This window comes from Massilia agrisoli, from assembly GCF_020831365.1.
Taxonomy (GTDB): Bacteria; Pseudomonadota; Gammaproteobacteria; order Burkholderiales; family Burkholderiaceae_D; genus Telluria_A; species Telluria_A agrisoli.
The window spans coordinates 72,125-95,109 of the sequence record NZ_JAJHPV010000013.1; the positions used below are offsets into that span (position 1 = coordinate 72,125).

At 62.4% G+C, this 22,985-nt stretch carries 14 protein-coding genes; 9 read left to right on the top strand and 5 right to left on the bottom strand.

Annotation, left to right across the window (positions count from 1 at the left end; genetic code table 11):
- The first annotated feature begins 148 nt into the window (after positions 1-148).
- The 3 genes from LMJ30_RS09225 (at position 149) to LMJ30_RS09235 (ending at position 6,428) form a co-directional block, all read left to right on the top strand.
- Positions 149-2,893: a TonB-dependent receptor gene (locus LMJ30_RS09225; protein WP_229432059.1), complete on the top strand. Its 2,745-nt coding sequence runs from the start codon at positions 149-151 to the stop codon at positions 2,891-2,893.
- Between the two features lie 83 nt (positions 2,894-2,976).
- A complete protein-coding gene (locus tag LMJ30_RS09230) occupies positions 2,977-4,473 on the top strand; it encodes a tryptophan halogenase family protein (RefSeq protein ID WP_229432060.1) in 1,497 nt (498 codons plus the stop codon).
- Between the two features lie 170 nt (positions 4,474-4,643).
- Complete coding sequence (locus tag LMJ30_RS09235) at positions 4,644-6,428, top strand: DEAD/DEAH box helicase (RefSeq protein WP_229432061.1); 1,785 nt, start codon at positions 4,644-4,646, stop codon at positions 6,426-6,428.
- 127 nt (positions 6,429-6,555) lie between these two features.
- Here LMJ30_RS09235 and LMJ30_RS09240 read toward each other — a convergent pair whose 3' ends face one another.
- Complete coding sequence (locus LMJ30_RS09240) at positions 6,556-7,410, bottom strand: alpha/beta hydrolase (RefSeq protein ID WP_229432062.1); 855 nt, start codon at positions 7,408-7,410, stop codon at positions 6,556-6,558.
- A 21-nt stretch (positions 7,411-7,431) separates the two neighbouring features.
- A complete protein-coding gene (locus tag LMJ30_RS09245; RefSeq protein WP_229432063.1) occupies positions 7,432-8,709 on the bottom strand; it encodes an MFS transporter in 1,278 nt (425 codons plus the stop codon).
- A 355-nt stretch (positions 8,710-9,064) separates the two neighbouring features.
- On the opposite strand from LMJ30_RS09245, the gene LMJ30_RS09250 reads away from it, so the two are divergent.
- The 4 genes from LMJ30_RS09250 to LMJ30_RS09265 all read left to right on the top strand — a co-directional run bounded on the left by LMJ30_RS09250 (position 9,065) and on the right by LMJ30_RS09265 (position 15,871).
- Positions 9,065-10,390: an MFS transporter gene (locus LMJ30_RS09250; RefSeq protein WP_371873009.1), complete on the top strand. Its 1,326-nt coding sequence runs from the start codon at positions 9,065-9,067 to the stop codon at positions 10,388-10,390.
- A gap of 82 nt (positions 10,391-10,472) precedes the next feature.
- Positions 10,473-12,104: an alpha-D-glucose phosphate-specific phosphoglucomutase gene (locus LMJ30_RS09255; protein ID WP_229432065.1), complete on the top strand. Its 1,632-nt coding sequence runs from the start codon at positions 10,473-10,475 to the stop codon at positions 12,102-12,104.
- A 30-nt stretch (positions 12,105-12,134) separates the two neighbouring features.
- Entirely contained in the window at positions 12,135-13,799 is a 1,665-nt protein-coding gene (locus LMJ30_RS09260) for an alpha-amylase family glycosyl hydrolase (protein ID WP_229432066.1), read from the top strand.
- A gap of 215 nt (positions 13,800-14,014) precedes the next feature.
- A complete protein-coding gene (locus LMJ30_RS09265) occupies positions 14,015-15,871 on the top strand; it encodes a glucokinase (RefSeq protein ID WP_229432067.1) in 1,857 nt (618 codons plus the stop codon).
- 44 nt (positions 15,872-15,915) lie between these two features.
- Here the strand turns inward: LMJ30_RS09265 and LMJ30_RS09270 are convergent, their stop codons facing one another.
- Positions 15,916-16,809 (bottom strand): LysR family transcriptional regulator, encoded by an 894-nt coding sequence (locus tag LMJ30_RS09270; protein ID WP_229432068.1) that lies wholly within the window; start codon positions 16,807-16,809, stop codon positions 15,916-15,918.
- Between the two features lie 210 nt (positions 16,810-17,019).
- On the opposite strand from LMJ30_RS09270, the gene LMJ30_RS09275 reads away from it, so the two are divergent.
- Both LMJ30_RS09275 and LMJ30_RS09280 read left to right on the top strand, forming a co-directional pair.
- Positions 17,020-17,943, top strand: coding sequence for an aldo/keto reductase (locus LMJ30_RS09275; protein WP_229432069.1), 924 nt, complete (start codon positions 17,020-17,022; stop codon positions 17,941-17,943).
- The gene (locus LMJ30_RS09280) at positions 17,940-18,578 is read left to right on the top strand and encodes a DUF6064 family protein (RefSeq protein WP_229432070.1); all 639 of its coding nucleotides are present in this window, start codon (positions 17,940-17,942) and stop codon (positions 18,576-18,578) included. Before LMJ30_RS09275 ends, LMJ30_RS09280 begins: the two co-directional genes overlap by 4 nt.
- Here the strand turns inward: LMJ30_RS09280 and LMJ30_RS09285 are convergent.
- The gene (locus tag LMJ30_RS09285) at positions 18,538-21,264 is read right to left on the bottom strand and encodes an alpha-1,6-glucosidase domain-containing protein (protein ID WP_229432071.1); all 2,727 of its coding nucleotides are present in this window, start codon (positions 21,262-21,264) and stop codon (positions 18,538-18,540) included. The two genes, LMJ30_RS09280 and LMJ30_RS09285, sit on opposite strands and share 41 nt — an antisense overlap.
- Positions 21,265-21,404: 140 nt before the next feature.
- On the bottom strand, positions 21,405-22,964 hold the full coding sequence (locus tag LMJ30_RS09290; RefSeq protein ID WP_229432072.1) for a POT-type proton-dependent oligopeptide transporter: 1,560 nt from the start codon (positions 22,962-22,964) through the stop codon (positions 21,405-21,407).
- Between the last annotated feature and the right edge of the window lie 21 nt (positions 22,965-22,985).

Genomic DNA, 22,985 nt, shown 5'->3' on the forward strand with positions numbered 1-22,985 from the left:
GTAGTGCGATACAACTGTCGTTGACAGTGCATCTAGTTTTAGTACAAAATTATTATCGAGCATGTAGTACCGCTGGGTTAATTAATGGATCCCGTAAATAAGCTGCCAAGAAACGGGAATTGTGTAGTACTGATGAACGAGGGGACAAATGAATAAGTTAACAAACACGGCTGGCCAGGTAGCATTCAGGCTGAGCCCAGTGGCAGCTGGTTGCGCCATTTTCGTTTCTGCAATGGCTGGTTCGGCCTTTGCGCAAGAGGCAGCAGCACCTGCCGCCCAGGCAACCCCGGTGCAGTCCGTTGTCGTTACCGGCATCCGCCGCGGTATCGAAGCTGCAATTTCGGTTAAGAAAAACCAGGATTCGATCGTTGAAGCGATTTCCGCTGAAGACATCGGCAAGCTGCCAGACCAGAGCATCGCAGAGTCGATCGCCCGTCTGCCAGGCGTGACCGCACAGCGCTCCGGTGGCCGTGCTTCTGCCGTATCGATCCGCGGCATGTCCCCAGATTTCTCCACCGCACTGCTGAACGGCCGCGAACAAGTGTCGACCGGCGACAGCCGTGGCGTGGAATTCGACCAGTACCCGGCAGAACTGCTGGCCGGCGTCGTCATCTACAAGACGCCTGACGGCGCGCTGGTTGGCCAGGGCCTGTCGGGCACCGTCGACCTGCAAACCGTGCGTCCGCTCGACTTCGGCAAGCGCACCGTTGCAGTCAACTACCGCCGCGAGAAGAACGGCGTAGGACTGGACAGCGAAGGCCAGGGCAACCGCTTCAGCGTGTCGTACATCGACCAGTTCGCTGATCGCAAGATCGGCCTGGCGCTCGGCTTTGCCCGCCTCGAAGGCACCAGCGGCTCGACCACCAAGTTTGACTCGTGGGGCGGCGGCGAAGCCCAGTTCAACGGCCAGACCGTCAAGGTTCCCTACAACGGCTTCGGCGCGTTCACCAACAAGGAAGAGCAGACCCGCGACGGCCTGATGGCAGTTGTCCAGTTCCGCCCGAACCGCGACTTCAACTCGACCCTCGACGTGTTCTACTCGGAATACGACCGCAACAAGGTCACCTATGGCTTCCAGGCTCCGCTGAACGACAGCTGGGTTGGCAACGACAGCCCGTACGACCGTCCAGGCCAGCTGGTCAACGCCACCGTTGCCGGCGGGTCCGCTACCAGCGGCGCGTTTAACAATGTGCGTGCGATCATCCGTAACGATGCGGAAAAGAGCATCGACGACATGCTGTCGCTGGGCTGGAACACCAAGTTCCGCGTCAGCCCAACCTGGACTGCGCAGGCTGACTTCAGCTACAACGAAGCCAACCGCGACGGCCGCAACACCGAAACCTACGCAGGCACCAGCAGCGTCAACCAGCTTGACACCGTCTCGTTCACCGCAGGCAGCCACGCATTCGGCACCGGCCTGAACTACTCGGACCGCAACATCACCAAGCTGACCGACGTACAAGGCTGGGGTGGTTCGGACATCCAGGCTGGCTACACCAAAGCACCAATGGTGGAAGACAAGATCAAGGCTGTGCGTTTCTCGGCCAAGCGCGACCTGCCTGAAGGCATGTTCTTCAGCAACGTCGACGTGGGCGTGAATTATTCGGACCGTTCGAAGCAGCGTGAATTCACCGAAGCACTGCTGGCTGTCAAGGGCGGCGGCCGTTCGGCTACCGCTGCGATTCCAGGCACCGGCACCGGCGTCGCTGGCGACACCGGCATCCTGGTTCCAGTGTTCGATGCCGTTGCAAGCATGAACGACATCTATGACCTGAAGCAAAAGCTGCATCCGGACATCTACAACAAGGACTGGATCGTCAACGAGAAGATCACCACCGTCTTCACGAAGATGAACATCGACTCGACCCTGGGCGGTTTCCCGCTGCGCGGCGCGGTTGGCCTGCAGGTGCTGAACACCAAGCAGGACTCGACGGCTTACTCGGTCAACAAGGCCGGCGGCACCAGCGATTCGGATCGTCCGGCAGCGCCATACAGCGCAGGCACCAGCTACACCGATGTGCTGCCTAGCGCCAACTTCATCCTGGATATCGCCGACCAGCAGTCGCTGCGCCTGTCGCTGTCGAAGATCATGGCTCGTCCAACGATGAACGACATGCGTGCAAGCAACGGCTTCGGCGTCGATACCCAGAAGGGCATCTACACCGGCAGCGGCGGCAATCCTGAGCTCGACCCATTCCGCGCCAAGGGCCTGGACCTGTCGTACGAGCGCTACTGGGATAGCAAGGCTTACATGAGCCTGGCCGGCTTCTACAAGAAGCTCGACACCTACATCATCTCGACCACCCGCGCCTACGACTTCAGCCCGTTCATCACCCCTGGCACCCCGGTGCTGGCATCGAAGATCGGCGAGTTCACCGCACCGATCAACGGTTCGGGCGGCAACATCAAGGGTATCGAAGCGACCGCATCGCTGCCATTCAACATGGTCAGCAAGTACCTGGACGGCTTCGGCGCAGTTGCCAACGCGGCTTACACCACCAGTTCGGTCAGCCTGCCTGACACGGCTGAAGGTGGTTCGGGCAGCGACATGCCTCTGCCAGGCCTGTCGGAAAAGGTCGGCAGCCTGACGCTGTACTACGAGAAGCATGGTTTCTCGGCACGCGTAGCTAACCGCTATCGTTCCGACTTCGTCGGCGAAGTGTCGACCTTCACCGGCGACCGTACCCCGACCTACATCGCCGCTGAGCGTATCGTCGACCTGCAGCTGGGTTACGAGTTCCAGGACGGTCCGCTGAAGAACCTGTCGTTCAGCCTGTCGGTGAACAACCTGACCGATGCAACCTTCCAGCGCTATCGCAAGACGAAGGACAACATCATCGAAGAAGTTAAGTACGGCAAGACTGTCCTGTTCGGCGTGAACTACAAGCTGTAAGCTGTAGGCTGACGGATAGAAACCCCTTTCCAGGCTATCCTGGGGAGGGGTTTTTTTATTGATTTCGAAATCAGGCACGAAACATGATGAAAAATATTGTGATCGTCGGCGGCGGCACGGCCGGCTGGATGGCGGCCGCGGCCCTGTCCAAGGTGGTTGGCAGCAAGTGCGCGATCCGAGTGGTCGAATCGGACGAGATCGGCACCGTAGGCGTGGGCGAGTCCACGATTCCGATGATTCGCCGTTTTAATGAGGTGCTGGGGATTAATGAAGACGAGTTCGTGCGTGAAACGCGCGCCACCTTCAAGCTCGGCATCGAATTCGTCGACTGGGGCAAGATCGGCGACAACTACATGCACGGCTTCGGCAATTTCGGCCGCAACCTGGAGACGCTCGACTTCTACCAGTACTGGCTCAAGATGCACGCCGAGGGCAAGGCGCCGGACATCGAGGCGTACTCGATCAACCGGATGGCGGCGCGCAGCAGCAAGTTTATGCGTCCGGCGCTGGACATGCCCAATTCGCCCCTGTCCGAAATTACCTACGCTTTCCACATCGACGCCGGCCTGTACGCGCGCTACCTGCGCAAGTTCAGCGAGGCGCATGGCGCGGCGCGCACCGAAGGCAAGGTGGTCGATACCGTGCTGCGCGCGGACGGCTGTATTGCCGCCATCGTCATGGAAAATGGCGAGCAGATCGCGGGCGACCTGTTTATCGACTGCACGGGCTTCCGCGGCCTGCTGATCGAGCAGGCGCTGAAAACCGGCTTCGAAGACTGGACCCACTGGCTGCCATGCGACCGCGCCTATGCGGTACCGTGCGAACTGGGCCCGGACCTGCTGCCGTACACCCGCGCCACCGCGCGGCCGGCCGGATGGCAGTGGCGCATCGGCCTGCAGCACCGCACCGGCAACGGGCACGTGTTCTCCAGCAAGTTCATGAGCGACGACGAAGCGGCGTCGATCCTGATGTCCAGCCTCGACGGCGCGGCGCTGGCCGAGCCGAAGCTGCTGCGCTTTGCTGCTGGCAAGCGCAAGAAAACCTGGAACAAGAACGTGGTTGCGGTAGGTCTGTCGTCCGGCTTTATGGAGCCGCTCGAATCGACCAGCATCCACCTGATCCAGAGCGCAGTGGCGCGCCTGATCACCTTCTTCCCTGATGAAGGGTTGGACCAGGCCGATATCGACGAGTTCAATCGCCAGTCGGACTTCGAAGTCGAGCGCATCCGCGACTTCCTGATCCTGCACTACCACGCGACGACGCGCAACGACACGCCGTTCTGGGACTACTGCCGCACGATGGAGATCCCGGAAACCTTGCGCCGCAAGATGGAACTGTACCAGGCGCACGGGCGTATCATCCGCGACAATAACGAACTGTTCTCGGAAGTGGGCTGGCTGCAGGTGATGCATGGGCAGGGCCTGAAGCCGCGCCGCCATCATCCGCTGGTGGAGCTGATCGACGAGCGGGAAGTGGCTGCGTACCTGGAAGAAACTTCGTCCGTCATCAAGAAATGCGTGAACGTGATGCCGGCGCATGCGGAGTTTGTTGACGCGGTGAAGGCGGCAGGCAAGCGCTGACGGAGCAGGGCGGATAAGGCCAGGGGCCGCATCCGCCTGCATACTGTTGCATTAGCCAGCATTTGCATGCAAATAGCTTGCCAATGAGCACCCATTCATCCAGTTTGCGCCCCGCCCAACCTTACAACAGAGTAAACTGGAGGTTTAGCACCATTTAGCGAGTACCTCCAATGTCCGACACCCCCCTTCCGTTGTTTTCCGACCTGAACCTTTCGACCGCCGTCCTCAAGGTCATGAAAGAGGTTGGCTACGAAACGCCATCGCCGATCCAGGCCGCCACCATCCCGCTGCTGCTGGCCAATCGCGACGTGCTCGGACAGGCCCAGACCGGTACCGGTAAAACCGCGGCGTTCGCGCTGCCTATCCTGTCGCGCATCGACATCAAGCAGCAGACGCCGCAGGCGCTGGTGCTGGCGCCGACCCGCGAACTGGCGATCCAGGTCGCCGAGGCGTTCCAGAAGTACGCCACCCACATCAAGGACTTCCACGTCCTGCCGATCTACGGCGGCCAGAGCTACGGCCCGCAGCTGTCGGCCTTGCGCCGCGGCGTGCACGTTGTCGTCGGCACCCCGGGCCGCGTCATCGACCATCTTGAAAAAGGCTCGCTCGACCTGTCGAAGCTGAAAACGCTGGTGCTCGACGAGGCCGACGAGATGCTGCGCATGGGCTTTATCGACGACGTCGAACAGATCCTGCAAAAGACCCCTGAATCGCGCCAGACCGCGCTGTTCTCGGCCACCATGCCGCCGCCGATCAAGCGCATCGCCAAGACCTACCTGCGCGACGCCGCCGAAGTGACCGTGGCCGCCAAGACCGGCACCGCCGAAAACATCACCCAGCGCTACTGGCTGGTAAGCGGCATGCAGAAGCTCGAAGCGCTGACCCGCATCCTGGAAGCCGAGCCGTTCGACGGCATGATCATCTTCGCGCGCACCAAGCTCGGTACTGAAGAACTGGCGACCAAGCTGCAGGCGCGCGGCTTCGCCGCCACCGCCATCAACGGCGACATGCAGCAAACGCAGCGCGAGCGCACCATCGAGCAGCTTAAGCAGGGCAAGATCGACATCCTGGTGGCGACCGATGTCGCCGCGCGCGGTCTGGACGTCGAGCGCATCAGCCACGTGATCAACTACGACGTGCCGTCGGACCCTGAAAGCTACACCCACCGCATCGGCCGTACCGGCCGCGCTGGCCGCAGCGGCGAAGCGATTTTGTTCATCACCCCGCGCGAGCGCGGCTTGCTGAAGGCGATCGAACGCGCGACGCGCCAGCCGGTGACCTTGATGACGCTGCCAACCATCAAGGCCGTCAACGACGTGCGTATCGCGAAGTTCAAGGACCAGATCGCGGAAACGCTGGCAGCTGGCGGCCTGGACGTGTTCCGTTCGCTGATCGAAGAGTACGAGAGCGAGCAGAATGTGCCGGCGATCGAAATCGCGGCGGCGCTGGCCAAGCTGGCGCGCGGCGATATCCCGCTGCTGCTGGAAAAGCAGGACCGCGCACCTGCGGCCTGGAAGGAAGAGCAGCAGTCGTCGCCACGCGCACCGCGCTCCGATTCGCCTTCGGCGGCAGCGCCGTTCAAGCGTGACCGTGAGCGTGTGGCACGTCCGCAGGAAGAGGGCATGGGCAGCTTCCGCATCGAAGTCGGCCACGCGCATGGCGTCAAGCCGGGCAATATCGTCGGCGCGATCGCCAACGAAGCTGGCATCGAGTCGCGGCATATCGGCCGCATCGAAATCTACGACGACTACAGCACGCTCGACCTGCCTGCGGATTTGTCGCCGGACCTGATCGAGCACCTGAAGAAGGTGTGGGTGGCGGGCCAGCAGCTCAATATCACGCGCGATGGCGAAAAGCCTGCGGTGAAAAAGCCAGCCGGTCCACGCAAGGAAGGTGGCCCGAAGCCGGGCGGCCCGAAGTTCAAGAAGCCGCACCGCAAGGGTCCTGACGCCTAACAGGAACGGGCGCTGATCGTTCGTACTTCGTAGGGCGGATAAGGCCGGAGGCCGCATCCGCCGTTCTGGTCGGTGGCGGGACCGGCGGATGCGGCCTTTGGCCTTATCCGCCCTACAGGGTCGCGGATTACCTCGCAAACATCCACAACACCGCTTCGCGGAACTCTCCGCTCCAGAAGCCTTCGTTATGCTTCGCGCCCGGCACGACCTTGAACGTGAGGTTGTTGGCCGGGTGGCCCGTCTTCGTCATCAGCGCAGCCATGCGCTGCGCGTCCGGCACCATGGCTTCGCCTTCCTCGCTACCCATCAGCATGTAGACGCGCGCGTCCTTCGGCACCTGTTTGGCCGCGACAAAGTCGTAGACCGGCATTGCGGTCCAGTAGGCTGGCGAGAACACGCCTGCCTTGCTGAACACATCGGGATACTGGTTGATCGCGTAGTGCGAGATCAGGCCGCCCATCGAGCTGCCCATGATCGCGGTATTGGCGCGGTCGGGCAGGGTGCGGTAGTCCTTGTCGATCAGCGGCTTGACCACCTTGACGATAAAGTCCATGTACTGTTCGCCTTCGGCCACGCCGAAGCGCGGGCTGCTCCACGCGTTCAGTTCCGTCATGCGCTTTGCCTGGCCGTTGTCGATGCCGACCACGATCAGTTCAAGCTTGCCCGACTTGGACAGCGCATCCATCGTTTCGTCGACCTTCCATTCGCCCGAGTACGAGGTGGCGTTGTCGAACAGGTTCTGCGCATCGTGCATGTACAGCACCGGGTAACGCTTGCCCGACGTCGCATAACCGGGCGGCAGGTAGAGGCGTACCTGGCGCTTGCGGTCGAGACCGGGCATATCGAGTTCGGAAGCGAGCAGCTTCACGCCTGGAAGCGCGGTGGAAGGGCGCGCGCCGGGCGCGGTGTCGGCGGCAATCGCGGGGGCGGACAACAGCGCGCCCGCGAGGAACGGCATGAATGGCTTGACCAGGGATTTCATCGTCTTCGCTTTCTCTTGTGATTAATGGGACGCGGCGAGGGCGGGCGCGGCTGCGCCGGCCTGCTGCTTTTCAGTCACGAGCATCCACAGCACGCCCGACACCGCAAGGCAGGCACCGCAGATCACGAATAGCACACCCTTGTCGGCCGAGCGGTTCAGCACGAAGCCAATCCCGGTCGACATCAGCTGTGGAATCACCACCGACAGGTTGAACAGGCCCATGAAGTAACCCATGCGGCTCTTGTCCACTTTCTCGCTCATGATGGCGAACGGCAGGCTGACGATCGCCGCCCAGCCGATGCCGACCAGCGCCATCATCAGGTACAGCATCGATGGCGTACGCGCGATGAAGGCAATGCCGAAATAGGCCAGCGCCATGATGGTGACGCAGGCGGCCTGCGTGCGCACCCGTCCGAACTTTACTGCCAGCGGCGCCAGCACCAGCGCCGGCAGTACGAAGCCGACCACGTTCATCACCGCGAACGAGATCGCGATCACTTTTCCGGACTGTGCCGAGGCTTCGGCGGCAGTGACGCCGGCCGGCACGATGTGCTGCTGGATGAAGGCGATGATATAGACGAACATGGCCTGCACGCCGATCCATGAGAAGCCGTGGGCGAAGTAGATGCGCCACAGCTGGCCCCATTCGGTGCCGGTGGCCGCTGCGGTTTCGCTTGGGGCGGCCAGCACGCGAGGCTCCTCGACAAAGAACATCGGCACGATCGAAAACGCCAACACGAGCACCACGCCGACCGAGATCAGCGCATAGTTATCGATGAAGGCGCCGATCAGGTAGGCCATCACGCCCCAGAAGCCGGAGATCGTCTGCATCCAGGTAAAGCCGCGCGTGCGCGCTTCGCCGTCGGGGGTGACGTCGGCGATCAGCGAGCGGGTAGGATTGAAGCCGATATTGATCGACAGGTCGAGGGTCAGCGCGACGATGACAGCGACCACCAGCAGGTTGCCGATGCCAAGCACCTCGCTGACCATGTCGATGCGCGGCAGCAGGAACACCATCAGCGCGGCCAGCGCGCCGCCGATCATGATGAAGGGCCGGCGGCGCCCTCCCCAGAACCATGTCTTGTCGCTGATGAAGCCGATGATGACCTGGCCGAGAATGCCGGCCAGCGGGCCTGCGGCCCAGACGATGCCGATTTCATGGATCGCCAGGTTGTACTTGGTACTGAGCAGCCAGCTGAGCGCCGAGATCTGGATGCACAGGGCGAAACCCATGGCCGTTGACGGCAGGCCAATGATCGCGAAGAAGGAATTGCTCAGGCGCTTTTGCATGTCAAGCATGTTGTCCCCATCTATATTTTGTTATTTGACTACAAAAAGAAACTTTTTATTGTCATTCTCTGGTCATTCTACTATGAAGCAGATTGGATTGACACTTAGAAATCGCCATGTTATTTTGCTACAAATACCCGCCACCCCGCCCATCCACATTTCCTGTCAGGCCGAACCGATCTTCAGTACGCATTGTGCCGTTGCAATTGGCGCCGGAATGATCCGGACGCGTGTTTTCTGCAACACATGATCGGATATGATGCAGCGGCAAGGTAAGGTGGCATCGCTCGCGGCAAGCAGGTGGTCGGCAATCGAATCAAAGGCCCGGAACTGGGCAGGTCTATTTGGGGACAACGTAATGAAGATGGAACTATCAACGCTCAAGCCGCGCCTGAGCTTCTGGCAGCTGTGGAACATGAGCTTCGGCTTTTTCGGCATCCAGTTCGGCTTCGCGCTGCAAAACGCCAATACCAGCCGCATTTTCTCGACGCTCGGCGCCTCGCCGGACGACCTGCCGCTGTTCTGGCTCGCCGCGCCGGTCACCGGCCTGCTGGTGCAGCCAGTGATCGGCTACCTGAGCGACAACACATGGCACCCGTACTGGGGCCGCCGCCGCCCGTTCTTCTTCCTCGGCGCGATCTTCGCGTCGATTGCGCTGTTCATGATGCCTAACTCGACCAGCCTGTGGATGGCCGTCGCGGTGCTGTGGATGATGGACGCCGCGATCAACGTGTCGATGGAGCCGTTCCGCGCCTTCGTCGGCGACAAGCTCGATACCAGCCAGCAGACCGCCGGCTTTGCGATGCAGACCTTCTTCATCGGCTGCGGCGCGGTTGTGGCCTCGCTGCTGCCGACGATCTTCTCCGACTACTTCGCGGTCAGTAACGTGCCGGTCGACGGCATGATCCCGGATACCGTGCGCTACTCGTTCTACATCGGCGCGCTGGTCTACCTGCTGTCCGTGATGTGGACCGTCTTCACGGCCAAGGAAGCGCCGCCTGAAGACCTGGCGCAGTTCCGCGCCGAGCGCAAGGCCTCCGGTGGCCTCGGCAACGCCATCACCGAGATCCTCGGCGGCTTTGCCAAGATGCCGAAGACGATGGTGCAGCTGGCGCTGGTCCAGTTCTTCACCTGGATCGCGCTGTTCGCGATGTGGATCTACACCGGCACCGCGGTGGCGGACAATGTCTGGGGCACCACCGACGCGCAGTCGGCGGGCTACCAGGACGCGGGTAACTGGGTCGGCATCATGTTCGGCGTGTACAACGGCGTGTCGGCGCTGGCAGCCTTTATCCTGCCGGTATTCGCGCGCGCTACTAGCCGCAAGTTCGTGCACACCACCTGCCTGGCCATCGGTGGCCTCAGCCTCGCCAGCATCTTCCTGATCACCGATAAGTACACGCTGATCTACCCGATGATCGGCGTCGGCATCGCGTGGGCCAGCATCCTGACCATGCCGTACGCGATTTTGGCGGGCGCACTGCCGGCCAAGCGCATGGGCTACTTCATGGGCCTGTTCAACTTCTTCGTCGTGATCCCGCAGATCGTCAGCGGCCTGCTGCTTGGATGGGTGACCACCCAGTTCTTTGGCGGCCACACGGTCAAGACGCTGATGCTGGGCGGCGCGTGCATGGTCCTCGCCGGCATCCTTACCTTGTTCGTGACCGACAAGGCCCCGGCGGCGAAGTAAAGCGCCACTATCCATGCGCCGTCATTTTTCGTCCTGTCGTATCGTCTTGCCAACATAAGACCACGCCGACAGGACGACAAGAATGACCATCCAGACGATCAGCACGATCCCCTTTGCCGGACAGCGGCCCGGCACTTCCGGCCTGCGCAAGAAGGTAGCCGAGTTCCAGCAACCTGGCTACCTTGAGAACTTCGTACAGGCCATCTTCAACACCCTCGTCGACTTCGCCGGCCAGACCCTGGTTGTGGGCGGCGACGGGCGCTACTTCAACCGCCAGGCTATCCAGGTCATCCTGCGCATGGCCGCCGCGCACGGCGTCGGTAAGGTATTGGTCGGGCAGGGCGGCATATTGTCGACGCCCGCGCTGAGCTGCGTGGTGCGCAAGTACGGCGCTTTCGGCGGCATCGTCCTTTCGGCCAGCCACAACCCCGGCGGCCCGCACGGCGACTTCGGCATCAAGTACAACAGCAGCAACGGCGGGCCTGCACCCGAGCGCATCACCGAAGCCATCTACAGCAATACCCTGGTCCTGGACGCCTACAGCATCAGCGACGCGGGGCCGGTGGACCTGGACCGGCCCGGGGTTGTGCGCATCGAGCAGATGGAAGTCGAAGTGATCGACCCGGTCGCCGACTACGCCCAACTGATGCAGGAGCTGTTCGATTTCGACGCGATCCGGGCATTGTTCGCCAGCGGCTTTCGCATGTGCTTCGACGGCATGGGCGCGGTCTCCGGCCCGTATGCACGCACCATCATTGAAGGCATGCTTGGCGCGCCGGCGGGCACGGTCATCAACGGCGTCCCGCTGGAAGACTTCGGCGGCCACCACCCCGACCCGAACCCGGTCAACGCCGCTGAGCTGATCGCGCTGATGGATGGCCCCAATGCGCCTGATTTCGGCGCCGCCTCGGATGGCGATGCTGACCGTAACATGATCGTCGGGCGGGGCATTGCGGTAACGCCGTCGGACAGCCTTGCCATCATCGCCGCCAACGCGCGCGTGGCGCCGGGCTACCGCGACGGTATTGCAGGCATCGCACGCTCGATGCCGACGTCGTCGGCGGCGGACCGGGTGGCGCTGGCACTGGGCGTGCCATGCTACGAAACCCCGACCGGCTGGAAGTACTTCGGCAACCTGCTCGACGCAGGCATGGTCACCCTGTGCGGGGAGGAGAGCTACGGCACCGGTTCGAGCCACATCCGTGAAAAAGACGGGGTATGGGCCGTGCTGTTCTGGCTTAACCTGATCGCCGCCAGCGGCAAGCCGGTCGAGGCCATCGTCCGCGAGCACTGGGCGCGCTTCGGCCGCAACTACTACTCGCGCCACGACTACGAAGCAGTCGATGCGCTTGCCGCCACCACGATGATGACCCATCTGCGCGCCATGCTGCCCAGACTGGCCGGCATGGCAATCGGCAGCTACAGCGTCGATTTTGCCGACGACTTTATCTATACCGACCCGGTCGACCAGTCGGTCGCCTCGCACCAGGGAGTGCGTATCGTGATGACGGACGGCTCGCGCATCGTGTTCCGCCTGTCCGGCACCGGGACGGAAGGCGCAACCATACGCCTGTACCTTGAACGGTACGAAGCGGACCCCGCCAACCATGCGATACCAAGGCAGCAAGCGCTGGCGGAACTGGCGGCGATTGCCGACAGCGTCGCCGGACTGCGAGCACACACTGGCCGTGAAGGGCCGACTGTCATTACCTGAACCCCACCCACATCAACAGGAACGCTATCAATGAAAACTACCGCACTCGCCGTTTCCCTGGCACTGGCACTCGGCGCACTGGCGCAGCCTGCCGCAGCCGCACCTTCGGGCAAGCCCTTCCTATGGGAGAACGCGACGGTATATTTTTTGTTGACGGACCGCTTTAACAACGCCGACAAGGCCAACGACCTGGCCTACGGCCGCAAGGCGGACAGCGCGCCGATGCGCGGCTACCAGGGCGGCGACCTGGCCGGCGTGACCAGGAAGATCGAGGAAGGCTACTTCACCAAGCTGGGCGTGAATGCCATCTGGATTACGCCGCCGGTTGAGCAGATCCACGCCGGCACTGATGAAGGCACCGGCAAATCGTACGGCTTCCACGGCTACTGGGCCAAGGACTTCACCAAGGTGGATGCCAACCTCGGCACCGAAGCGGATGTCAGGAAGCTGGTCGACACCGCCCACAAGCACGGCATCCGTGTACTGCTCGACGTGGTCATGAACCACACTGGGCCAGTGACGGAGCTCGACCCCGTGTGGCCTGACGAATGGGTGCGTACGGGCCCGACCTGCACCTACAAGGATGCAGTCACCACGATCCAGTGCACGCTGGTGAAGAACCTGCCGGACATCCGCACCGACAGCAACAACCCGGTGGCGCTGCCGCCGCAGCTGGCCGAGAAGTGGAAGAAGGAAGGGCGCTACGAGCGTGAAGTGAAGGAGCTCGACGAGTTCTTCGCGCGCACCGGCTATCCGCGTGCGCCGCGCTACTACCTGATGAAATGGCATGCGGACTGGGTTCGCAAATACGGCTTCGACGGCTTCCGCGGCGACACGGCCAAGCACACGGAACCTGGAATCTGGCTCGAACTGAAGAAGGTGGCGAGCGAAGCGTACGAAGACTGGAAGCGCGCCAATCCAGCCAAGAAGCCGGGCGACGACAAGTTCTTCATGACGGCGGAGGTCTACAACTACTCGATCGGCCATGCCCGTAAATTCGACATGGGCGGCGCCAGCTACGTCGACTTCTTCGCCAACGGCTTCGACAACCTGATCAACTTCAGCCTGAAGAGCGACGCGGCGCAGGGCTACGAAAAGGTATTTTCGACCTACTCCGAACAGCTCAATGGCCCGCTCAAGGGGTTCTCGGTATTGAACTACATGAGTTCCCACGACGACGGCCAGCCGTTCGACCCGCTGCGCGCCAAGCCGTACGAGACCGCCAACATGCTGCTGCTTGCGCCAGGCGCGGCGCAGATCTACTACGGCGACGAGACCGCGCGGGTGCTCAAGCACGAAGGCGCGGAAGGCGACGCCAACCTGCGCACCTTCATGAACTGGAAGGACCTCGCGGCCAACGCCAGGCGCGACGGCTACCGTGTGGCCGACGTGCAGCGTCACTGGGCAAAGCTCGGCACATTCCGCCAGGCGCATCCAGCGGTCGGCGCCGGCGTCCACAAAAAGCTGGCGGACGGCCCATACACCTTCTCGCGCACGCTCGAGCGCGGCGACCTGCGCGACAAGGTCGTCGTCGCGCTGGACGTAGCGGGCGGCAAAGCGGTGCCGGTCACTGTGGCCGGCGTCTTCAAAGACGGCGAGATCGTGCGCGACTACTACTCCGGCAAGCGCGCTGTGGTAAGGGGCGGAAAAGTCGCCTTCACGGCAAGCAAGGGCGTCATACTCATCGGCAAATAAGAACTTCGGGGTCACGTTGACCCCGCTGTTCCAAAATGAAACCGTAGGCGGATAAGCGCGCAGCGCGCATCCGCGTGCCTGCGTCAACGCGCCTCGCATCGACGGATGCGTACCCGGGGTCTGACCCCGAACGTGAATTGCTTTTCGAAATTCAAGTTTTGGTGCATTTCATACAATGAGGTATCCTAGTCGGCATCCAGTTTTTACTGATAGTGATGACCAAAGACCTCGACAACGAACAGAAGTACAGCCGCACAGCGTATGCGGATGGCCCGCGACTGCTGGCCGATATCGGCGCCACCCACGCGCGCCTGGCACTGGAAACCGCACCCGGCGTGCTGCGCGCGGTAAGCGTGCTCAAGTGCGACGATTTCGCCGGCATCGTGCCGCTGCTGCATTCCTATCTGGCCGACCACGCCGGCACCCGCATCAACCATGCGGCATTCGCATTGGCCAATCCGATCAGCGGTGACCTGATCCGGATGACCAACCGCGACTGGCAGTTCTCCACCGACGAAGTGCGGCGCGAGCTTGGCCTGAACACGCTGTTGATCGTGAACGACTTCACCGCGCTGGCGATGTCGCTGCCCGGCTTATCGGGCGACGATGTGATGCAGGTCGGTGGCGGCACGCCTGCCGATAACGCCGTCATCGGCGTGCTCGGACCTGGCACCGGCCTTGGCGTGTCGGGCGTGATCCCGACCCTCGACGGTTTCGTTACGCTGGGCAGCGAAGGCGGCCACGTCAACTTCGCACCGGCCGACGAGCGCGAATTCGCGATCCTGCAGTTTGCGTGGAAGGAGTGGTCGCACGTCTCGAACGAACGCCTGATCTCCGGTCCGGGCATGGAGATCATCTACCGCGCGCTCGCACAACGCAACGGCATGGACGTCACGCCACGCACATCGCCAGAGATCATCAGCGGCGCGCTGGAGCAGAACGACGCGCTGTGCATCGAGGTGCTTGAGTGCTTCAGCGGCATGCTGGGCGGCGCTGCAGCCAACCTGGCGGTGACGCTGGGCGCTTTCGGCGGCGTTTTCATCGGCGGCGGCATCGTGCCGCGCATGGCCGAATGGTTCGCCAAGTCTCCGTTCCGCGCGCGCTTTGAAGCCAAGGGCCGCTTTACCGACTACCTCGCGCAGATCCCGACCTACGTGATCATGACGCCTAACCCTGCGTTCTATGGCGTCGCGACGATCTTGTCCGAACACCTGCGCGGACGCAGCGGCGCGAACACCTTAATGGAGCGCGTGCAGCACCTGCAGCATGAACTGTCGCCAGCCGAACAGCGCGTGGCAACCCTGGTGCTTGAGCATCCGCGCAAGGTGCTCAACGAGCCGATCGCGGAGATCGCCCGCCTGGCCGACGTCAGCCAGCCGACCGTCATCCGCTTCTGCCGTTCGCTCGGCTTCCTCGGCCTGGCCGACTTCAAGCTGAAATTCGCCAGCAGCCTGACGGGTACGATCCCGGTGCGCCACAGCCAGGTGCGCCGTTCGGACAGCACGCACGACCTGTCCGCGAAGGTCATCGACAATACGGTGTCGGCGATTTTAAAGTTCCGCGACCAGCTCGACGTGGTGTCGATCGACCGCGCCATTCACCTGCTGCGCAAGGCGAACAAGGTCGAGTTTTACGCAATGGGGAATTCACGCGTGGTGGCGCTCGATGGCCAGCACAAGTTCTTCCGCTTCCGGATTCCGACATCGTCGTATGGCGACTCGCACTTGTTCACACTGGCCGCGGAGCTGCTGAAGCCGGGCGACGTCGTGATCGCGATTTCCACATCGGGCAAGCTTCCTGAGTTGCTGGCGGCAGTCGATGCGGCGCGCGCGGCGGGTGCGGATGTCATCGCCATCACCAGCAGCAAGTCGCCGCTGGCGAAGAAGGCGACGATCTGCCTGGCTGTGGACCACAGCGAAGACAGCACGACCTTCTTGTCGATGATCTCGCGCATTCTCCAGCTGCTGCTCATCGATATCATCTCGGTTGGCATCTCGCTCGGCGCGCAAGGCGGCGAGACCGCGGGCGAAGCAGAGAACAAGCGCCTGCTTATCTCGCACACTGACGTCTGACACGTTCCAGGAAATCGGGGTCATCGCGTGACCCCGATTGCAGTTCAGGCCTTGTACCTGATCGCGTCAATCACGAGTCCAAGTGCCCGCGATGAGTTGCGGCGGCTCGGATAGTAAGCATGCAGCCCCGGGAAAGTCGGGCACCAATTTTCCATCACGCTCACCAGGCGTCCTTGACGCACATAAGGCGCCGTCATGTCTTGCGGGATGAAGGCGAGGCCGGCGCCATCGAGCGCCGCATGGAGCATCTGGTAAGCGCTGGTGAACACCGCCTGTCCGCGAACACGCACTTCCATTTCACGTCCCTCGTCCTGGAGCTCCCACGCGTAGATCCCGCCGCTGCTTGCCAGGCGCAGCGTGATGCAATTGTGCTTCATGAGGTCTTGCGCCGAAGACGGAATCGGCCTGTGCTCGAAATAGGCAGGCGAGCCGACGATGCTGATCGGGACGTCGGCTGTAAGGCGCACTGCGACCATATCCTTGTCGACCTGGTCGCCGTAGCGCACGCCGATGTCATAGCGTTCCGCCGCGATGTCCACCATGCGGTAGTCCGAATTGATCTCCACCCGCAGGTCCGGATATTGCGGCAGCAGAGGCGCCAGGCGGGGCCACAGGACGCTGTCGATGACGTGGTCGATGGCCGTGATCCTGACGGTACCAACGGGCTTATCGCCCATGTCGCTGACGGCTGCGATTTCGGCTTCAATTTCTTCAAAGCGGGGCGCTACATTCTGCATCAAGCGCTCGCCGGCCTCGGTGGGCGAGACGCTGCGGGTGGTCCGCGTGAGCAGCCGGACGCCCAGCCGGGTTTCGAGCGCCCGGATGGTGTGGCTGAGTGATGATTGCGTCACGCCGAGCCTGGCTGCAGCGCGGGTGAAGCTGCGCTCCCTGGCCACTGCGATAAAAACGAGGATGTCACTGATATTGTCGCGGGCCATTTGGACGAGTCCTGTCGCTTAGAACTTTCGATTGATGTCTGCTTATGATGAGTATTGCACAATTCGGTGCCCTACTCATGATGTGAGTTCATAAAGCCGTATTGCCTCCATTTGTGGAGAAGAACGTGGCGTCCTTGAACGCCCGACTGATTTGTGGTGTCATGCGGATAACGCGGGTATTGCACCTCCGCGACCCTGAAGGCATATCAGATGCGACAAACGCTTTCCCCAGGTCGGCGCCAGGTCCTGCAGTCGTTGCTGGCTTTGGGTGGCGCTGCGGCGATGCCCCTGCGCGCTACTGCGCCAGCACCACTGCTGACGCATCGCATTCCATCGTCGGGCGAGGCCATGCCCGTGATCGGCCTTGGCAGCTGGATTACCTTCAACGTCGGCAATGACGCTGCCGCGCGCGCGGAATGCGCGGCCGTCATGCGCCAGTTCTTTGCAGCGGGCGGAAGGATGATCGATTCGTCCCCGATGTACGGGTCGGCGCAGGATGTGATCGGCGATGGCTTGCAAAAGCTGGGCAATCCATCGCAGCTGTTCTCGGCCGACAAAGTGTGGACCAGTTCGAATGGTCCGGAGCAGATCGCTGATTCGCGCCGCAAATGGCATGTGCCCAGGTTCGACCTGCTACAGGTGCATAACCTGCTCGCGTGGGAACAGCATCTGCCCATGCTGTTCGCGATGAAGAAAGCCGGCCAGTTACGTTATGTCGGCATCACCACTTCGGAGGGGCGGCGCCACGCCGACATCCTCAAGATCATGGCCAGCCAGCCGATCGATTTTGTCCAGGTGACGTACAACGCGCTCGACCGTGAGGTGGAGCGTCGCATCCTGCCGCTGGCGCGAGAACGCAAGATCGCCGTGATCGCCAACCGGCCGTTCCGGCAGGGCGAGTTGACCGAGGCACTGCGGCGCCATCCCTTGCCGGCATGGGCAGCGGAGATCCGCTGCACCAGCTGGGCACAGGTGCTGCTCAAGTTCATCGTGTCGCATCCTGATATCACCTGCGCGATCCCGGCTACGTCGCAGGTGGCGCATGTGCGGGAGAACATGGCTGCGGGAGCAGGGCCCATGCCGGATGCGGCAATGCGCAACCTTATCAGCGCTCACATCGGACGCCTGCTGTGAGCGCGTGGGCGACGTACACGCTGTCCGACTTCCTGATGTTTTCGGCGCGGACCTACTACCGGCTCATCGAGCTGTATAACCTGGACGTGTGGCCGATGCACTTGCTAGCTGCCGCCATGGGCATTGCGCTGGTGATTTTGGCGTGGCGCGGCGGACGCATAGCGCCGGTCGTAATGGGACTGTGCTGGATCTGGGTAGCATGGGCGTTCCATGCCGAGCGATACGCGACGATCAATACGGCTGCGCCGTATTTCGCGGCGGGCTTCGCAATCCAGGGAGTGCTGTTGGTGTTCGTTGGGAGACTAATGGCCACGTACGACCGCTTTGCTTTCGGCCTCCTGATAGGGACATTGTTCGGCTACCCGCTGCTGGCGCTGGCCAGCGGACGCCCGTGGCAGCAGGCCGAAATGTTCGGCATCGCGCCCGACCCCACTGTCGCAGTCACGCTTGTGGTTCTAGGGCTGTCAGCGCGTGTTCACTGGGCGCTTTGGCCCGTTCCCCTGTTATGGACTGCTGTCAGCGGCGCTACCCTGTGGACGATGGACGTTGCCGGCGCCTGGGTATTGCCGCTGATCGCTGTGCTGGCGTTGATGCTTACTCTACGAAGACGACTGCGCTTCGGGCCGGAACGCTGAAGGTGCCGGTGGCGCTGTCGTAGCTCGCTTCCGCCACGCGCTTGTCCGACTTGTGCGCCGGGTGGATGCGCAGGGCTTTGCCCTTGGCTTCAGCCACGGTCACCTTATGGGCCACTTTGTCGACGTTGATGAAGTAGCTCACACCCTTGAAGTTCGCACCCGCGTAGCCTTTGCCGTCAATGTGCGCGGCGATGACAGTCGGTTCCTGCTGCGGGCCGGTGTTGAAGAAGCGCAGGCGCTGCTTGATGTCGTCCGCCGTGCGCAGGCGGAACAGCGTGCTGCTGGCGCGGATCGCAAGCAGGTCGCGGAAGACGTCGCGCGCGTAGGCGATGTCCGCCGGCGATGGCTTGAGCGCGGCGTTAGCCAGCAGCGGCTTGAGCAGCGCGTAGTCCTTGCCGTTGTCTTCCGCGCGCGGCAGGCCGGTACCAAAGTAGTTGTCCTGGTAAGTCCAGTCGATGCGGTTGAACCAGTCGCCGGAGTTGAAGCTGTTCCGGTCGAGCGACTTCGAGCGCAGCGTGTCGATGCCGGCGTGGTAGTACGCCACGCCCTGGCTGAAGGCGTTGATGGCGGCGCCCAGCATTTGCACGCGCGCGCGGTCTTCGGTACTGGTCGCTACCGGCAGCTTGAAGACGTTGATGTCGTACAGCGTGTGGTTATCGTGGTTCTCGACGTAGTTGACCGCTTCGCCAGGCTGGCTGGCGTAGCCTGCAGGCTGGCCGCCGTAGTCGATTTCCTGAAGCGTCTTCTTCTCGCCTTTGTAGGTCGTGAGCGGGTAAGTGCGCAGCGATCCAGCCAGGCCAACGCGAACCATGTCTGCGCTGTTCAACAGGTCCGTTGCCGGGCGTTTCTCGGTCGTGGCGTTCGGGTCGTACACCAGGCCGTTGATATAGCCCTGCAGCTTGAGCATCTTGTCGCCCGAGTCGCCGGCCGAGCCGCCGCGCACGTGGTCGCGCGCACGATCGCTGAACGTGCCGATGCCGCTGCCGTTAAGGGAGAGCTGCGACGCCTGCACAAAGCGCGCGCCGTCCGCCACTTCGCCGAAATTCCAGCCTTCGCCGATCAGTTGAACATGCCGGCCCGCGGCCTTGTCGACGCGCTTCTGCAGCTGTTCCATTACCGAGCGTGGCTGGTGGCCCATCAGGTCGAAGCGGAACGAATCGATCTTGTATTCCCGCGTCCACAGCTCGGCCGAGTCGACCATCAGCTTGCCCATCATGAGGTTTTCAGTTGCGGTGTTGTCGCAGCAGGTGGACTGCTCGACGCCGCCGGTGGCGTTCAGGCGGTGGTAGTAGCCTGGCACGATCCGGTCGAGCACCGACTTTTCTTTCTGGCCCGAAGCGAAGGTGTGGTTGTAGACGACGTCCATGCCGACGCGCAGGCCAGTGCGGTGCAGGTTCATGACCATGTCGCGGAACTCGATGATGCGCTTTGCGCCGTCAGCCGGGTCGCTGGCGAAGCTGCCTTCCGGCGCGCTGTAGTGGTACGGGTCGTAGCCCCAGTTGAAGCAATCGGTTTCCGCCGTCTTCTGGACCAGCGCCTGCTGCGCATCGCTGTCCGGTGCGCCCGTAGGCGCAGGCTGCGCGCATCCTTGCTCGGGCACGCTGCCGATGTCATACACCGGCAGCAGGTGCACGTCGGTCATCCCGGAGCGCGCGAGGGCAGCCAGGTGCTTCATGCCGTTTGATTTGAACTCGCCGAACGCGGCGTACTTGCCGCGGTTGGCGGCACTCACGCTGTCGTCGTTGATCGAGAAGTCGCGCACATGCAGTTCGTAGATCGCCATGTCGGTCTGCGCCTTCACCGTTGCCGGTGCCTTGTGGCTGTCCCAGCCCTTTGGCTTGAGCCCTGGCGCCGACAGGTCGGCGATGTAGCTGCGCTTCGAGTCGGTGGTCAGGCTGACCGAGTACGGGTCGGTGACCATGTTGCGGACAACTCCCACCCCGTCGACGACCACGTCCACCGCGTACTTGTAGTATTTGCCGCTCATGTCGGCTGGCTTCGACGCACTCCACACGCCGCTTTTTGCATCGCGCTTCATTTGTACGATGGCGGTCGCGCGCGCGCTGCCATTGTCGAAGGTGCAGACCGATACATCGCGTGCAGTCGGCGCCCACAGCTTGAAGGATGTGCGGCCCTTGCCAACGGTCGCGCCGAGGTCGCCCACCTTCGCGGCGGCGGCATACAGTTCATCCAGTGCGCCGGCGGACTGGATGCGGGTAGCGGCGATAACCGTGCCGTCAGCCGCTTCATGCACCAGCACCAGCTGCTGGCGGTGCAGTCCGGGCAGTGCCGCCATGTCTTTTTTCGCTACCGCGAGCACCGGACCCTGCGCTACATACTTGAACCGGCTGCTGGCTGCCGCTGGAACGCTGCCTTTGAATACGGCCAGCGTCAGCGCGCCTGCCGCGCCGCTTACCTTCGCGCCCTTCATTGCGCTGATCGCGGCTGTGGGTGAGTGGTAGAGCTTAAAGCTGCCGGCTGCATCGGCGCCCGGCCACTTGACCAGGCCTGCGTTAAGCCACACCGCGCGCGCATCGTACTGTGATGGCGCAGCCTGGACCACGGTCTGGAATGAGGGCGCGTCGCACGCCTCGATCGGTGCGGCGGCATGTACTGCGCCGGAAACGCAGGCAGCGGTACCGGCGAGGGACAATCGGACTAGGACTTGGCGGGAGATGGGGCGCATGGCTGTCTCGAAGAATGGTTGTTATAAAATTACAGGCTGTATGGACGCAAGGCGTCCTGCTTCCTCCATGGTAGCGCAATCTTTGTAGCTTTACTACGTGGATTTAAATGCCCCTCCCAGGACGGGAGGGGCGGTTTGGATCAGGCCGTGGCGACCTTGGTGTCGACGCGGTAGTTGTCGACCATGCGGTAGCGCATGGCGTACAGGCCGAATGCAATGGCTGCCGCAAACGCGAAGGCGGCAAAGAAGAACATCTGGAAGGCCATCACGCCGACCCCGCTGTTTGCAATCTGCGCGAGGACAGCTTCGTTCTTGACCGCCTGGTTGACGATCAGGACCCACAGGCTGCCGACGGTGGTGGCGAGGAACCAGAACGCCATGATCACGCCCTTCATCGAGGCCGGGGCCTGGCTGTAGGCGAATTCAAGCCCGGTCGCAGAGACGAGCACCTCGCCGAATGTGAGCAGCGCGTATGGCAGGATTTGCCACGCCATCGACATCGGCTCGCCGCCGTCCATCGCAACCTGGATCATGCCGATCACGATCCATGACAGCGCCGAGAACACGATACCTACCGTCATGCGGCGCAGCGCGGTCGGTTCGATACCAACCTTGCGGATCAGCGGATACAGCACCAGGTTGTTGAACGGGATGAGGATCATCACGAGCAGCGGGTTCAACGCCTGCATCTGCGCAGGCAAAATGGTGAACTCCGTGCCGAATGCGGCCACCGTCGGCACCATCGACTGGGCCTGTACGATCCAGGTGGAGGCCTTCTGGTCAAACAGGGACCAGAACGGCGTCGACAGGCCGAACACGATCAGGATGCGCAGCACTGCGCGCACGCCGTCGACCGCTTCGTCAGGGTGAATGCCGCGCGCCCGCTCGAGCTGCATCGAGGTGCCGATGCCGCCACCTGCCAGCAGCAGCACTACCGCGGTACACGCGGCGATGACAAAGCCCCACTGCGGGCTCATGGCGAGTGCAGCGAGGGCGCCGACTGCAGCGATGCCTGCGACAACCAGGCCGGGACGCGACTGCCCCGGCTTTGCGGCAAGCAGGGCGGTGCGCGCCACACGGGTGAACGAATTCGGATCTGCTGGCGCCGGCGGTACGTTGACGTACTTTTTACGGCCCGACCAGAACACCATCGTGGCGATGAACATGAGGATGCCGGGGATGCCGAACGCGATCGACGGGCCGAAGTCTTTCAGGAAGATTGGCATCAGCAGCGAGGCGAAGAACGAGCCGAAGTTGATCATCCAGTAGAACGCATCGAACACGATCTTCGCCTTGCCCTTGTTGGTCTGGTCGAACTGGTCGCCGACAAACGAGGAGATCAACGGCTTGATGCCGCCCGAACCGAGCGCAATCAGGAACAAGCCGAAATAGAAGCCATTCAGGTTGTCGTCCCAGATCGCCAGGCAGGCGTGGCCCGCGCAGTAGACAAGGCTGAGCCAGAAAATGGTGTCGTATTTGCCGAAGAAGCGGTCGGCCAGCCAGCCGCCGAGCAGCGGGAAGAAGTACACGCCGATCACGAAGGTGTGGAACACATGCTTGGCTTCGCCCGCGCGTTCCGGCTCCGGCATGAACAGGAGCAGGGTGCTGATCAGGAACGGGGTGAGGATGTTCCGCATCCCGTAGAAGCTGAACCGTTCGCACCCTTCGGTTGCGACGATGAACGGGATTTGCCGGGGCATTTTCCCCGTCCCGCTTTGAAT